Genomic DNA, 15,031 nt, shown 5'->3' on the forward strand with positions numbered 1-15,031 from the left:
TGACGGGACACTCGAAATCGAACTCTCATACGACAACGACGACGAGGTCACTCTCAAAGCCCGAAGAAGCTGACTTCTTCAACACCCTGCTAGGGACGCCGGCGGGGTGTTCAAGCAGAATTCCCGCCCTGTAGTCTCAGGGATCTGATGCGCCTGCATAAGCGGGCCGTTGCTGCGTTTTTCCGGGCGCCTGCCGTGGGCGCGGCTGGAGCCGCACGAAAAGGATTTGCAGAGCGGAATAGCACGGCCAGAAAATGGGGACGGAGGGTCCTCCGTGTCATCCATGGGTTTACGGCCAAGACCCGGCATGAACGTGCCGGCAAGGTCATCTCCGAAAATGCCGGGCGCGTCCGGTGCCGTGTTGAAGCGCGACCGGGATGCTGCCACTATCCGAATGCCCCTGCGACATAAAGCGCCCGGTAGCCCACTCTCCGCTATAAGCCCGCTGTTTTCGGTACTGTCTCAAGATTGCAAGGTTGACGGAAGGGGGGGCAATTGGGGCATATAGCTATAGAAAGTATGCCCACCCATCGTAATGCGCGACTACAATTTGTTATTGGATTCAGGTGTTGATGTGCAGTGCTAGCTAAAGGATAGAGTCCGATGTTTACACACGATGATCAGGGCTTATCCAAATAGTGATCTACCATGGCGTCGAATACGAGACCTATTTGCATTTGGAAACGGCATGGACCGAAATCGACCTGATTGGGCAGTTAGCGGTGAACTCGTGATCGTTTGTTCAGCGATAGTGGTTGCGGTCAGGAGAGTTTCTCGATGCCTAAGAAATTAGTGTTTTACGGAAACTGCCAACTGCAAGCATTGGCGGGCCTGTACGCGCGATTTGTTTCCTGCGAGACTGCTGACTCTGTCACATTTGTCGATGCGTTCCGTCCGATTGAGGAAGGCCACCTCCGGGCGATTGAAGCCGCGGATATCATTGCCGGGATAGCGGCGGATTTCCCCCTGGCGATGCCGTTGGAGGCCTTGCAGCACCGGGCTGATATAATACTGGTTCCCCTGGTCGCGGCTCGTTTCTTGTGGCCCTTTGGTGGAAGTGAGGCGCATCCGACGGAGCCGCCGCCGCCGCCTGGGCGTGAGGCGCAACTTTATCCTGCGGAGATTGGCGACGTTTATCTTAATAAGCTGATCCGCGATGGGGTGGGCCCGGAAGAGGCCCTTGAGCGCTACAACTCCATGGATTTGGGGAAAACGAGAAACCTCGACCGCATGCTTGATCTTACAATGGAGAAGCAGCGGGAGCGTGATCAAAAGACAGGCTACGGCGTGTCCGAAATCATTGAGGCGCACTTCCGTACCGAGCCGCTTTTCCTGACGCCTCACCACCCGGGCTTGAGGCTGTCAAAATATCTCGCGCTTACTTTTTTCCAGAAGGTCGGAGCGTCTTATAACGCCATTCTGCAGGCGAATCGGTACATAACGAAACCAACATTCCCGCTGGATGAACTGCCAATCCATCCGTCGGTGGCTTCCTATTTCGGAATGACGTACGTCACGGAAGATCGGCGGTATCAATTCCAGGATGAAGGGGCTTTCACGTTCTCGGAGTATGTCCGGCGCTATATGACCGCGGCCCGCAACGACGAACTCCAGACCGGCATGCATCTGGTCGCCGTTTCTCCAGGACGCTCGATTGAAATCCTGCCAAATGCCCTTGAACGAAGCCCGCACTCGGTGCGTGGCCATTTGGCGCTGGCGGAGGCTTTTCGGCTGTCTGGGCGCCACGATGATGCCGTCGCCGCATCCGAGCGCGCGATTGCCCTGGCGCCATTGAACGGCGATGCGCATGCGGCTCACGCCAAGCTCTTGATGCACGTTCGCCGTTTCGAGGCGGTCACCGAAAGCGTGAAGCGGGCCGTTGAGTTGGGGTGTGACGCTCAAAAGATCTTTGTTTCGCTGGTGGATATCGCGAAGGGGCTGGGGGAGTTAACCGTCTGCCTCGACCTTTTGACGTTGGCGCTTTCGGTTGAGCCTGACGACGCTACCCTTCATCTGTGGATGGGGTGGGCCCAGTCCGAAAATGGTTCGGTGAAGGATGCCGAACGGGAATATCGCATGGCGGTGGCGCTGGCGCCGAGGCACGCCGCCATGCGGGTGCGGTTGGCGTCGCATCTGTTGCATCACTGCAAAGCGCCACTGGAGGCGTTGCCGCACGCGCGGCTCGCCGTTGAATTGGATCCATCTAATATTCATTTTCTGGCGGTACTTGGAAATATTCTCGCCGACGTCGGTGAGTTTCAAGAAAGTGAAGTTGTATTGCGACGCGCCTTGGGACTCAGTCCCAAGGATGCTGGCCTGTTGAGGGAACTTTCCCGCTCCCTTGAAAAGGCGGGTCGGATTGAAGACGCATTGGAGGCCGCCCGAGGCGCGTTAGAGGCCGCACCGCTTGTCGCGTTGCACCACGCGTATCTGGGGCACTTCCTGGCGCGCCACAATCGCTTTGTCGAGGCCGAGCCGCTTCTTAGCGAGGCTTTGCGACTATCTCCCACCGACAAGGCGTTTGAAAACGATCTCACCGACCTTAAGGCCAAGATCGCTCGGATGACATCCGTCCATTTGGGGGGCAGATAACGGCAAATGACTAAAATAAGTTGGCTTCCGGAAGTCGATGGCTGGCGTGATGCGTTAAAGATTTTCGCCAAGTCTCCTGATTCAACGTGGGCGCAGGCCGTGTCGCTGGCCAATGTCTGCCTGGACTTTTCCCAGACGAACGCGTTGGATGAGATCGCCCGCCGTCGGTGGGGTGAGACCGTCCCGGACGGGATAACCGGCAAGCCCGTCAGGATCGCCGTCCTCGGCAGTTCCACACTGGCGCATCTGCAGCCCAGCATCAGGGTCGGCGGTTTGCGCCGCGGCCTACACGTCGCGGTCTACGAGAACGACTATGGCCAATATCGCCAGGAGTTGGAGGACGAGGGGTCTGCCCTGTACGCCTTCCGCCCAACGGTGGTGCTGTTCGCCCTGGACGCGGTGACGCTGACCAGCGGCCTGCGCATCGGCCAGAGCCAGGCGGACGCGCGCGGACCCCTGGACGCCACCCTGGAAGAGGTCCGGCACTGCTGGCGCCTGGCGCGCCGGGCGTTCGGTGGCATGGTGATCCAGCAGGCCTGCCTGCCGGTATTCCCCTCCCTGCTGGGTAACAATGAGCACCGCCTGACCGGGTCCCGCGCCTGGGCGGTCACCTACCTGAATGATCGTCTGCGCGCCATCGCGGATGAGGAGGGCGTGGAAATCCTGGCCGTGGATGCCCACGTCGCCGAGCATGGGCTGGGTGCCTGGCACAGTGAGGCTCTCTGGCATCGCTCGAAGCAGGAGGTGACGCTTACCGCCGCCCCATTGTACGGAGACCTGGTCGCGCGTCTGGTGGCGGCCAAGCAAGGCCGCTCGTTCAAGTGCCTGGCCCTGGATCTGGATAATACCCTTTGGGGCGGTGTCATCGGTGACGATGGGCTTGAGGGCATCACCCTGGGCCAGGGCAGCGCCTTGGGGGAGGCTTACGTCGCTTTCCAGGCGTATGCCCGTGATCTTTCGCGCCGGGGTGTCATCCTGGCCGTGTGCTCCAAGAACGATGAGAAGAACGCGAGGGAGCCGTTCGAGCGTCATCCCGACATGATCCTGCGATCGCAGGACATCGCCTGCTTCGTCGCGAACTGGACGGACAAGGCCACGAACCTGAGGCACATCGCCAAGGAACTCAATATCGGCATCGACAGCATCGTGTTCGTTGACGATAACCCGTTCGAACGCAACCTCGTGCGGCAGGAACTGCCCATGGTGGCGGTACCCGAGGTCTCGGATGACCCGACCTTCTTCCCTAGGATACTGGCGGCCGCCGGCTATTTCGAAGGGCTGGCGGTGACCGAGGACGACCTAGCCCGCACCACCCAGTACGCGGGCAATCAGCAGCGCGAATCGTTCCGGTCGCAGGCCACGGACATGGCGTCGTATCTGGCCGGCCTCGAAATGCGCCTGATCAGCCGCGATTTCGACCGGATCGGCCTGCAGCGCATCGTGCAACTGATCAACAAGACGAACCAGTTCAATCTGACCACCCGCCGTTACACGGACGCCCAGGTGCAGGGCGTCATGGAAGATGGCAATGCCGTTGGGTTGCAACTCCGTCTCACCGACCGGTTCGGTGACAACGGCATCATCGGCATTGTCATCGGCCGCCTTGAGGAGACTGATTTCATCATCGACACCTGGCTGATGAGTTGCCGGGTGCTGGGGCGCCAGGTGGAGGTCACCACCTTGAACGTGATCGCCGAACGCGCCCGCGCCCTGGGCGCGCGCCGTCTCGTGGGCGAGTACATTGCCACCGCTAAGAACGGCATGGTAAGGGAGCACTATCAGAACCTGGGCTTCACCGTCGTTCACAGCGATGAACTAGGTAGCCGCAGTGAGCTGGACATCGAGGGCTTCTCGCTGAGGCCGACGGCGATCACCATGGTTTCGGAGTAGACGATGCAAGACGAAGCGATTTACACCGCGCTGGCGCCCATATTCGAGGATGTGTTCATGCGTGACGACATCGTCCTCACGCCGGAACTGTCGGCGAAGGATGTCGCCGGCTGGGATTCCTTCAAACAGATTGAAATCATTATCGCTGTTGAGTCTCAGTTCGGCTTCAAATTCCACACCCGTGAGCTTGACACCCTCCGGAACGTTGGCGACCTGGTCCGGGTTGTTCGGGAAAAGAATTCCGCCAAGGGCTGAACGGGGTACGGGGTATGACGGGTGCTGACGTCATTGGTCGACGTATCTTCAATGACGACGACCAGCGCTGGTTTGCCGCGCTATCGGGCGATTGGAACCCCATGCACATGGACGCGATCGCTGCCCGGCGCACGCAGGCGGGGGCGCAGGCGATACATGGCGTCCATGGGGTGTTGTGGGCGCTGGAGACGCTGAGCGCCATCCAACCCCTCGGCGGATTCAATAGTCTCACGGTAAAGTTTGAGCGTTTCATCGGTCTGAATAGCCCTGTGCAACTGCGCCTCGTCGCCAGCACGGCCACATCGTTGCGCATGGAACTGGCGGTCGATGGCAGCGTGGCGACCATCATCCTGCTGAAGAAGGCGCCGGTATCTCAATATGTGCTATTGGACGTAGACAATACTCAGATAGTGGAATCTGGCGATATTGCTGTCCGGGAGCATAGCCTTGAACAGCTGATCGGGTTGTCGGGCAGTATTGTCGAAGCGGCTGGTCCTGAGGCTTATGAGGCTGCGTATCCTCATTTGTCCGGGAACATTGGGGCCGTTGCCGTAGGGGGCCTGGCGACCCTGTCCCGGTTGGTCGGGCAGGTATCGCCTGGATTGCATTCGATCTTCCAGCAACTCACGATCTCCTTCAAGGACATCGGCGCGCAAACCCCTCAGGCCGGCGTTCGCTTCAAGAACACCACCGTGGACGAACGTTTCCGTCTGGTCAGTTGCACGGTTGATTCCTCCGCCATCGCCGGCATGGTCAAGTCCAGCTGCCGGCATCCGCCCACCGTTCAACCCTCGTTGAATGCGGTTGCCGCCCTGGTGCGGCCGGACGAATTCACCGGTGCGGTCGCGTTGATCATCGGCGGTTCCCGGGGTTTGGGTGAACTGACGGCCAAGATTGTCGCGGCGGGTGGAGGCAAGGTCATTCTGACCTACGCGGTCGGCAAGGCCGATGCCGAGCGGGTTCAAAGTGAACTGGTCCCCGCCGGGGCATCATGCGACGTTCTTCATTACGACGTCAGGGGAGACGTCGATGCGCAGTTGGGTGCGCTGACGCTTGTTCCGACCCACGTGTATTACTTCGCTACGCCCAAGATTTTTCGTACCGGATCGGCGATTCACTCGGTCGACGCGCATGCGGAATTCTTCAATTATTATGTAAATTCTTTCTATAATATTTGTGATCATTTCAATAAGGTGAAATCACCCCTTTCGGTGTTCTATCCTTCTTCAGTTGCGGTGGCGGAACGTCCCGCAGGAATGACGGACTATGCGATGGCCAAGGTGGCAGGGGAAATACTGGCGCAGGACATTGATTCAGGGATGCCGGCCGTGAGGACCTTCATCCGCCGTCTTCCGCGCTTGGATACTGACCAGACGGCCAGTCTTGTTACCGTTCAGACCGAGGCGGCGATAGATGTCTTGCTGCCGATGATTCGGGAATTTCACCATGCCGAGGTGAAACACGGATAGTTCTTTATTCCATTCGCGGTGCCGTCGCTGCTGGGCATCGTGTGATACAAAGGCTCTTGGCTAGGTGAATGATGAAGATTCTGCATAATTTCGAAAAAAAATGGCGTCCGGCTATGTTTCTTTCTGCGGTCTTCGTCGTTTCTGCTTTGGCGTGCACGATCCTGAACCAAGCATTGATAGGGTATATACTGCTTGGGATCGGGATATTTTTGGGTGTTTTATCTCAAGCCTATCAGCTTCTCCTGCCTGTGGGAGCGTGTTCGTGTCCGGCCTGCAGTTACCGGACGGCCAAGGAGTTGGGCCTGCCGGCGCAGCGCCACGCTGAGGCGGAGTTGCATTGCACCGGCTTGCGGGCTCGGATATTTGGATTGGACTGATGGTACGATAGTGACTGACAGTGCCACGCTGTCGGTGGCGGCGTGGCTATCGTTTCGGTACCGCTTCGATGATCCAGTTTGGGTGAAAGCTATTCCCTTGTCGCTTTTAGGGAGGGGCGCTTGGTGGCTGGCACCGCTGACTCCAGGGACGGCGACGATATCAGTGCGATATTGATTTTGCCCGAAGTCTGCTGTGCGGGGCCTTTCAGGAGAGCCGAGAGCCTGGCCGCGACGGTGCTGTTGGGGAAGCGACCTTCCCTGTAACCGTGGCTCGCGAAATGTTGCTGGAGAGAGGCTAGGTTTCCAGCCTCCACCGCCATCTGGATGTCACGATACTGGCTTTTGTACCACTCCTCATCCACCGCCACCGGGTATGGCAGGTATCCTTTAAAATATCCGTCGGCATGAAAGTGCTCTTTGGCGGATGGGTACTCACCCCGCGCCACACTTTCCCTGGCCTGCGGATACTGGTTCAAGTACCAGGCTTCATCAACCATGACGAAATCCAGCAATTGACCCAGAAGCAAACGCAATTGTTCCTGGCTAATGGAAACCCGGATCCGGCCATTGACGTGAATGGAATTGAGAGCTTCCTCAATGGCGACAATCGATGGGGGAATCTTGGTCATGGAGCTTTCGCGGAAAAGAATCGGGAGTGGTGGGTAAATTGGTCAGCGGATAGGGGGCGTCAGGAACTGCTGTAACCGAAAAACTCCTCATATTTTCCAAGGACGCGTTTACATTCCGACTTCTGCGCTTCGCTGAGTTCCTGCCTCCACCGTTCTTTGGAGGCTGTCGCTGATTTGGTGGTCGCATGGACTGCCCGGATCGCTTCGCGGCCTTCCGACGTGAAATTGATGGGGGAAGCCAGTCCCAGGAAACCGGCGACCGCGTCGCCGCAGGTGCCGGGAGTATCGATGATATCCTCATACCGCACGAACAATGTGTCCTGACGGTTGGATTGCTTGATGAGCATCATGGCCTCGGCGGCCGTGGCCATGCCCATCAGCGACGCATGGAAGTCATTGCCCCAGAAGGACATTTGGGAACAGATCACATCCCGCGGATGGCGCAGCAGGACCAATTCCCGTGTGTCGGGGAAAAGGGTCCGGCTAACATAGCGCACCGGATCGTCCACCCCGCATTTTTCGATGAAGTAGTGGGGCTTCTTTTTTCCGGCAATAGCCGCGCGGCGTTCATAATAGTCGGAAACCAGTTTGCGGAATGCCCGGGCAAGATGACGCGGAGCCGCCACCTCGAAGAACTCGTACATGAACTCCGGTGTATCGTACCGCCACTCCTGCTCCGCATGGAAATAGGGGTTGAAGCCCAGCCGTAGGCTGGAGCTCACCAAATCGTCCGGGTGCCAGGAGTTGTCATGGTCTGCCGGTGAAATCAGAGCGCGGTAAGCCGCCGCATAATAACCAAGTATTCGAGTCTCATAAGGATAGACGTCGGCCAAGATGATGTCTGGGTTGGCGCCCATCTTTTCCATCACCATGGTGCCGCCTGAGCGTCCCATGGTGGTCATGAGCACGGGGGCCGGGCTGGGCAGGTTTGTGCCGGCCCCCCGACGCGACTTGGGTTCAGCCACCGCTGCGATCTTGAGTGGGCCAGGCGGTAAAACGGCCCGACTTGCTAGGAACTCGACCGTAATTTCCGCGATGAGATTCAGGGGGATCGGATAGTCGAAGCGATAAATGAAGCCATGTTGGCCAGCACCGCCAAAACCCTCCCGGCCCTTCAAGTCGTCACGTTCACGGTTGGCGATGGCGGTCCCCAAATCGTATCCATTCAATTTGATGACCACCTCGATCGGTTGATCGGGGAAATCGGTGTCCGTCGCCCACCCGGAAACCAGCGATCGGGTAACCCGATCAACACAACCGTTCAGCATTAACACCTATTCCCATCAAAAAAATCCGCAGGGGATTTGCACGGCACGATTCGGCGACCTCAGGGTTAAGCAAGCGGACTTAGGCTTGCCCCACGGCTCCGGTCATATTGTCGCACCTTATAAACCCCGCGATCAATTCACCGCAAGCTCTAATAGGCGAATGCACAAGGAAGTGGAGTGCAGCCAAAGATTATTATTATAAAAATTTGCATTTTTGCAATGAAATCAAGAATATTAGGATTTATACCTAACATCGTTTCAAATACCGGCGAAGAAATCAAGGGTGTATATTCCAATACCAACGGCGCGCGTTTCACAGGGCGCTTAGAGTCCGTTTTAGAAATCACGGATTGGCGTTTCGTCTTAGCAGATTGCCGCCCATGGCGACGTAGATCATGGCCTGAGAGACATCGGTTCGCTTTTCATAATCACGAACGAGACGTCGCCAGCGGATCATCCAGCCGAAGGTGCGCTCGACGACCCAGCGTCGGGGCAGCACCTGGAAGCCTTTCTGATCATCGCAACGGCGTATGACCTCGACGACGAAATCCAGGTAGGCGGCTTTATTCATGAGCTTCAAGCGATCGTAGGCACCATCGGCGAATAGGTGTTTTACCCAAGGCCAGCGTTTGCGGATCGCTTCCAGGATCGCCTGGGCGCCGGCACGTCGGAGATATCGGCTGGCGTCAGTTTGACCATCAGCAGTCGCCCATCGGTATCGACGGCGATATGCCGCTTGCGACCGACGACTTTCTTCCCCGCGTCGTAACCCCTTGTTCCCGCGTGCGGTGCTTTGACCAATTGGCTGTCAATCACCCTGGCCGTGGGGCTCGCCTCCCGACCTGCCCGCTCTCCATCAATCATTAGCGCGATATCGTGAATGGTCTGGAACAGAAACCGGCGCGCCAATTCGCGGAACCAACCGTAGACCGTTTGCCAGGGCCCGAAATTGGTCGGCAGCATCCGCCGTCCGCAGCCCGATCGGACAAGATAGCGAACTGCATTGATCACCTCCCGAAAGTCAACCTCGCGCAGCCGGCGGCGGCCCGGCTTCGGCATCAGCGGCGCCATCCGTTCCCACTCCTCGTCCGTCAGGTCAGACGGATAGCGCTTCGTCTTCTTGGCGATTTCGGTCATCCGACTACGGCTCTGCTTCGTCCACATCAACAGTTTGAATCACGCCGCCACCACCACCGCAAGCCATACCAACGATTTCCCAAACAGCCTCTTAAACGTAGGGGGTGGGCGTCGCCAAATAAGCCTGGACGTAACGGCGAATGCCATCCTCGAGTTCCGTGAAAGGGGCTGAATAGCCGGCCGCGCGCAGCCGCCCCATCGACGCCTGTGTGTAGTATTGATATTTGCCTTTGAGATGGGCCGGCATGGGTATGTAGTCGATACGAGGGGGCAACCCGGCTGCGGTGAAGAGTGAGGTCACTAGATCGTTCCAGCTGCGGGCACGGCCGGTACCGAGGTTGAACACGCCGCTGACACTCGGGGTGTCATATAACCAAAGCATAACGTTGACGACGTCGCCCACCCAGATGAAGTCGCGCACTTGGCCGCCATCGGGATAATCTGGACGGTCGGATGCGAACAGCCGGGCGGCTTCTCCAGCCATGATTTGGGGATAGAGCTTGGCGGGAACCGAGCGCATGTCCCCCTTATGATACTCGTTGGGGCCATATACGTTGAAGAACTTCAGTCCGGCGAACTGTGGCGGCGTCACTTCCCCCCGGTCCAACGCCGCCCGCGCCCGGCGATCGAACAGATGCTTGGACCAGCCATATGGGTTCAGCGGCCGTAGGGCCGCCAGGCCCTTAGCAGTAAAGTCGTCTTCGAAACCTTGCGTGCCGTCCCCGTAAGTCGCCGCCGAAGACGCGTAAATCAGCCGGACGCCACGGCTGGCGCACCATGACCACAGGTCAAGGGTCAGGCGGAAGTTGTTCTCGAAGATACGGTCCGCGTCCGTTTCGGTCGTCGCGGAAATCGCGCCCATATGGAAGATGGCGCTGATGTCGTCCTCATGACGTTCCAGGAATTCCGGAAGCTGCTCGGGGGTGATCATATCGTGCAGGCCGCGCTTGGCCAAGTTGAGCCACTTTCCCCCTTGGCGGAGCCGGTCGACCACGACAATCGGGCCGATACACCTAGCTTCCAGGCCGGCGACCAAATTGGAACCAATGAATCCGGCCCCACCCGTAACAACGATCATGGCTTTCAACTTCTCGCGAATTAAGGAATGGACTGTGACGGCCATGGGCGCCGGCCGCGATCATTCCCCCATTAATACAGACCCGATCCAGGGACGCCAAGCCTTGGTGAGTGGTGTGACCCGCCGTGGAGGTTTGCGTATGCCGTGTGCAAAACCGTTGATGAGGTTGCCGGATCGCGATATTGCTTGCCGCCCTTATGTTCCTGAATTGGATCATCATGCAACGTCACGCCGGACTGACATCCTCGGTGGAGTGCCTTGGCGGTGCTCGTGTTATGGTCGTTGGCGATGTCATGCTCGACCGGTTTGTCCGCGGCAAGGTGGCGCGTATCTCGCCGGAGGCGCCGGTCCCCGTGTTGCGCAACGCGCATCAGGAGGTCATGCTCGGAGGCGCTGGCAACGTCGTCCGCAACATCACCGCGTTGGGGGGGCATGTCGTCCTGGCTGGCGTGCTGGGTAACGACGACGCCGGCCGCCACGTCAAGCGGCTGGTGGCTAAGGATGGGCAGATAACCTCCATACTGCAGGTGGATCCGGCGCGTGTCACGTCTGAGAAAAGCCGGTTTGTGGCGGATGGTCACCATCTGCTGCGCTCGGACTGGGACAGCGAGGCGCCGGTGGCCGAGGAGGTCCATGAGCGGCTACTGGCCGCCGCTGCTGACCACATCGATACCGTTTCCGCCGTCATCCTGTCCGACTATGCCAAGGGTGTCCTGACGCCGCCGGTGTTGCGTCGCCTGATTGACATGGCCCGGAATGCAAGCAAGCCGGTGATCGTCGATCCCAAGAGCGCCGACTACGCCCTGTATCGCGGGGCCACCCTGGTCACCCCGAACCGCGCGGAGCTGGCGATTGCCGTGGGGTACCGGCCCGCGACGACGGAGGATATCGTCGCGGCAGCCGAAGGGCTGATGCGTGACCATGATATCCAATCCTTGCTGGTCACCCGCAGCGAGGAAGGCATGACCTTGGTTTGCGGCGACGGCCTGTCCGTCAACGTCCAGGCTGAGGCCAAGGAGGTCTTCGACGTGTCGGGGGCTGGCGACACGGTGGTCGCGGTCATGGCAGCCTGTCTGGCCACAGGCACCAATCTGTCGGACGCCGTACAACTGGCCAACGTGGCGGCCAGTTTGGTAGTGGCAAAGCTAGGAACGGCCGTCGTCACGCCCGCAGAAATCTTGCATGCCCTGGCCGAGCAGGACGACCGGGCCAATTCCGACAAGGTGCTGACGCTTTCGGAATTGCAGGAACGCATCGCCTTGTGGAAGCGGTTGGGCCTTAAGGTCGGTTTCACCAACGGCTGCTTCGATCTGGTCCATCCTGGACATGTGCAACTGTTGGCGGCCGCGCGGCGCGAATGCGACAGGCTGATCGTGGGCCTGAATTCAGACGCGTCCGTACGACGGTTGAAGGGCCCGCAGCGTCCTATTCAAGAGGAGCGGTCCCGGGCCATCGTCCTTGCGGCGCTGGCTTCCGTCGATGCCGTGGTGCTGTTCGAAAAGGATACGCCGCTGGAGCTGATTCAGCAGGTCCAGCCCCAGGTTTTGATCAAGGGGGCGGACTACACTATCGACCAAGTCGTGGGCGGCGATTTCGTGCAGCGGAACGGCGGCCGCGTCGCGCTAGTGCAATTGGTGCCCGACCAGTCCACCACGCGTATAGCGAAGCGTATACAGAGTGCCGCAGGCTGACCGCCGGCGTGCCCTCTGTTGGGTGGCGCCGCCGTTCAGGGCGACGATGCGGTCGGCCATGGTCATGCCCTCTACTTGGCCGTGGGGGGACATAGAGCTGGTGGCCTCCAGGTCGCAATGCCTGGGTGCGATCTTCATGCGCGCGTGAGGCTGAATCAGCGCCTTGCGCCGGTGTTATCCAATCCGGCAACAGCCCAGATCGACCATGCGAAGCGCGCCGTTGCTCCAAGGTCTTGGCGATAGTTCACGGGTTGCCTTATACCAAGGAGCGCTGATGGCGACTCTCACTGAGGGGATTCCCATCGGGCTGATTTTCTGATTCACCAGAGCAAGCACAGAGGAGGCTTGCGATGGGTTCGGCAGTCGAGGTTCGTTCGGATTATTCAGCAGCGGCTCTGCGCCAACTGGCCCGCCGGTGCAGCGATGCCGATCAGGTTCGGCGGTTGTTGGCCCTGGCGCAGATCCTCGACGGTCGGAGCCGGGGTGAAGCGGCCAGGACGGCTGGTGTGACGCTGCAGATCGTGCGGGACTGGGTCCTTCGTTTCAATGCGGGTGGCCCGGATGGCTTGGCAACACGCAAGGCGCCCGGCAAGGCATCGCTGCTGAACGATACGCACCGTGCGCGTTTGGCCGCAGCCGTCGAGGCCGGGCCCATTCCGGCCGTGCACGGCGTCGTGCGCTGGCGGCTTGTCGATCTGGCCCAGTTGCTGTGGGACGAGTTCGGCGTGTCGGTAACGCGCTTCACCCTTGGTCGTGAGTTGCGCGCGCTGGGCTATCGCAAGCTCTCGGCCCGCCCGCGCCATCGCGGCCAGAAGCCCGAAGACCTCGCCGATTTTAAAAAACCTTCGCAACCCGCCTGGCGGCCATCCGGCGCCACCTCCCGCCGGGAACGCCCATAGAGTTGTGGTGGCAGGACGAGGCGCGGATCGGTCAGCAGACCGAGCTCACCCGGCGCTGGGCCAGGATTGGCACCAGGCCGTCAGCACCAAAGGATCAGCGCCGGGCCTCAGCCTGGATCTTCGGTGCGATCTGCCCGGCGGAGGGTAAAGGTGCCGAACTCATCGTGCCGGTCAACATCACGCTCATGTCCTTGCCGCCTCGCTGTCCGGAACTCAACCCGGTCGAAAACCTTTGGCAGTTCATGCGCGGCAACTGGCTCTCAAACCGCATCTTCCAGAACTATGACGACATCGTCGACCATTGCTGCCGCGCTTGGAATAAGCTCGTCGAACAGCCATACCGCATCATGTCCATCGGACTTCGGCAGTGGGCCCATGGGTCATAATCAACGCTCTTTGGTATTACCCGAGTGAACCACTGCTTGACCACCGCCTGCCACGCTATCCCAACAACGTGGTCAGTGCCCTCTCCAGGCGCTCTGGTTCGATCACGAAGTCATTGCGGCCTACAGGGTGGTTTGTAACAATTCGGCCAAAGATCTCGGCGTAGGTCATTCCTATCTGCCCAGCCACATCCCAGAAAAACGGATCAATGAAGTCGCCGGGGGACAGGCAAATCGCGGTCGCTTCGGGCTGACAGAACACAAGATTGGCTAGCGCCGCCCCCTTAACGCCCATGACGACTTCAGCGGAACTGAACAGCTGTGCCTGTTCAGTCAGCGACAGTCCGCTGGTGAAGACCGTCCTGAAGCCAAATTGATCAAGCAGGTCCTTGAGGGCATCCTCATTAGCCAAAGTGCGCGTCTTCACATCTGCTCGTGACAGGTATAAGCGATCACCGTGGTTGATTTTAACGCGGTTTTCGACAAAGGCCGCTTTAAGTTTGGTCATGGCCGGAGGCCATTTGATCATGGGAGGGCGATGCAAAGGGGTGACATAAAGGAGATTGGAGAATCGCCATGTGACATTGTCTGGCATCTCGATAACGCTGGCGCCCGGGCAAATTTTTCTTATGGTCTCCTGAACAATATTTCTTTGGATCTCACTTTCATTGGCGCCAATCACGATGGTCAAACGGCTGATCTCGATTTGTTGCGCGAAATGCGCAAGAATTGTAGCGCTATCTACAAGCCAGTGGCCGTAATTCCGATACCAGGGCCGTTTTGCTAGAATGCAAGGTGCCTCCACTAGAGCAGCTGGGGAATGTGCGAATGCAAAAGTTTGATCCTCCTGACCGTGACAGAAGCCATCGGGGACCTGCCGGTGGGCCAGATATTCAATTGCACTTTCTTCGATAAGCAAGCCGTTGCGCGTGACCACTGTCCCTTGTCCGGCAATATAAGCATCTAATAACGTCGTTGCGTTTATCTGTGGGTGGAATTGCTCATAAATATTTCTGTAATGATCAAAAATACCAAGAACTTCAGCGTTGACATGAAAATCGTCTACTAGCGCCATAGGACGTCGTGAATAGCTTCCCCTGGGAGATAGCTGGTTGACGTGTTTGATGCCAGCTTCTTCAAGGGAAGACAGGTCATTTACATTGATAATGGATTCGAGATTTCTGACAATTAATGAGATCGGATCACTCAAAGCCATATCCTCGGTATCGATAAATAAACAACAGGCTGGTCATCCACCAAGAATAAAACAGGCGAGCACTATCTGTAACGTAAGACCGATTATGTCGTAGTGTTGCATCGGACTATCGTTGCCGCAATATCGACGTGCTTGTGCGACGCGTGG

10 protein-coding genes and 2 pseudogenes are annotated in these 15,031 nt (G+C 58.5%); 7 read left to right on the plus strand and 5 right to left on the minus strand.

Going from position 1 to position 15,031, the window contains the following annotated elements:
* The first annotated feature begins 777 nt into the window (after window positions 1-777).
* The 5 genes from FBZ88_RS21605 to FBZ88_RS21625 all read left to right on the plus strand — a co-directional run bounded on the left by FBZ88_RS21605 (window position 778) and on the right by FBZ88_RS21625 (window position 6,583).
* Complete coding sequence (locus FBZ88_RS21605; RefSeq protein WP_145619215.1) at window positions 778-2,592, plus strand: WcbI family polysaccharide biosynthesis putative acetyltransferase; 1,815 nt, start codon at window positions 778-780, stop codon at window positions 2,590-2,592.
* A gap of 99 nt (window positions 2,593-2,691) precedes the next feature.
* Window positions 2,692-4,482, plus strand: coding sequence for an HAD-IIIC family phosphatase (locus FBZ88_RS21610; protein ID WP_186464541.1), 1,791 nt, complete (start codon window positions 2,692-2,694; stop codon window positions 4,480-4,482).
* 3 nt (window positions 4,483-4,485) lie between these two features.
* A complete protein-coding gene (locus tag FBZ88_RS21615; RefSeq protein ID WP_088875471.1) occupies window positions 4,486-4,737 on the plus strand; it encodes an acyl carrier protein in 252 nt (83 codons plus the stop codon).
* Between the two features lie 14 nt (window positions 4,738-4,751).
* Entirely contained in the window at window positions 4,752-6,206 is a 1,455-nt protein-coding gene (locus FBZ88_RS21620; RefSeq protein WP_145619217.1) for a MaoC/PaaZ C-terminal domain-containing protein, read from the plus strand.
* 68 nt (window positions 6,207-6,274) lie between these two features.
* Window positions 6,275-6,583, plus strand: coding sequence for a hypothetical protein (locus tag FBZ88_RS21625; protein WP_145619218.1), 309 nt, complete (start codon window positions 6,275-6,277; stop codon window positions 6,581-6,583).
* A gap of 89 nt (window positions 6,584-6,672) precedes the next feature.
* Here FBZ88_RS21625 and FBZ88_RS21630 read toward each other — a convergent pair whose 3' ends face one another.
* The 4 genes and pseudogenes from FBZ88_RS21630 to rfaD form a co-directional block, all read right to left on the minus strand.
* Window positions 6,673-7,212 (minus strand): hypothetical protein, encoded by a 540-nt coding sequence (locus tag FBZ88_RS21630; protein ID WP_145619219.1) that lies wholly within the window; start codon window positions 7,210-7,212, stop codon window positions 6,673-6,675.
* A 59-nt stretch (window positions 7,213-7,271) separates the two neighbouring features.
* Complete coding sequence (locus FBZ88_RS21635) at window positions 7,272-8,480, minus strand: sulfotransferase (RefSeq protein WP_145619220.1); 1,209 nt, start codon at window positions 8,478-8,480, stop codon at window positions 7,272-7,274.
* Between the two features lie 343 nt (window positions 8,481-8,823).
* Window positions 8,824-9,644: pseudogene (locus FBZ88_RS21640) on the minus strand (IS5 family transposase).
* 64 nt (window positions 9,645-9,708) lie between these two features.
* Entirely contained in the window at window positions 9,709-10,695 is a 987-nt protein-coding gene (gene rfaD / locus FBZ88_RS21645; RefSeq protein WP_145619284.1) for an ADP-glyceromanno-heptose 6-epimerase, read from the minus strand.
* Between the two features lie 218 nt (window positions 10,696-10,913).
* On the opposite strand from rfaD, the gene rfaE1 reads away from it, so the two are divergent.
* Window positions 10,914-12,386: a D-glycero-beta-D-manno-heptose-7-phosphate kinase gene (rfaE1, locus tag FBZ88_RS21650; protein ID WP_145619285.1), complete on the plus strand. Its 1,473-nt coding sequence runs from the start codon at window positions 10,914-10,916 to the stop codon at window positions 12,384-12,386.
* A gap of 350 nt (window positions 12,387-12,736) precedes the next feature.
* Window positions 12,737-13,671 (plus strand): annotated as a pseudogene (locus tag FBZ88_RS21655) (IS630 family transposase).
* 55 nt (window positions 13,672-13,726) lie between these two features.
* Here FBZ88_RS21655 and FBZ88_RS21660 read toward each other — a convergent pair.
* Window positions 13,727-14,878, minus strand: coding sequence for a glycosyltransferase family 61 protein (locus tag FBZ88_RS21660; RefSeq protein WP_186464542.1), 1,152 nt, complete (start codon window positions 14,876-14,878; stop codon window positions 13,727-13,729).
* Window positions 14,879-15,031: the final 153 nt, after the last annotated feature.

It is taken from the genome of Nitrospirillum bahiense (assembly GCF_007828025.1).
Lineage (GTDB): Bacteria > Pseudomonadota > Alphaproteobacteria > Azospirillales > Azospirillaceae > Nitrospirillum > Nitrospirillum amazonense.

Coding starts and splice junctions, on each gene's coding strand:
- FBZ88_RS21605 (WP_145619215.1), top strand. CDS start 778: ATGCCTAAGAAATTAGTGTTTTACGGAAACTGCCAACTGCAAGCATTG.
- FBZ88_RS21615 (WP_088875471.1), top strand. CDS start 4,486: ATGCAAGACGAAGCGATTTACACCGCGCTGGCGCCCATATTCGAGGAT.
- FBZ88_RS21620 (WP_145619217.1), top strand. CDS start 4,752: ATGACGGGTGCTGACGTCATTGGTCGACGTATCTTCAATGACGACGAC.
- FBZ88_RS21625 (WP_145619218.1), top strand. CDS start 6,275: ATGATGAAGATTCTGCATAATTTCGAAAAAAAATGGCGTCCGGCTATG.
- FBZ88_RS21630 (WP_145619219.1), bottom strand. CDS start 7,212: ATGACCAAGATTCCCCCATCGATTGTCGCCATTGAGGAAGCTCTCAAT.
- FBZ88_RS21635 (WP_145619220.1), bottom strand. CDS start 8,480: ATGCTGAACGGTTGTGTTGATCGGGTTACCCGATCGCTGGTTTCCGGG.
- rfaD (WP_145619284.1), bottom strand. CDS start 10,695: ATGATCGTTGTTACGGGTGGGGCCGGATTCATTGGTTCCAATTTGGTC.
- rfaE1 (WP_145619285.1), top strand. CDS start 10,914: ATGCAACGTCACGCCGGACTGACATCCTCGGTGGAGTGCCTTGGCGGT.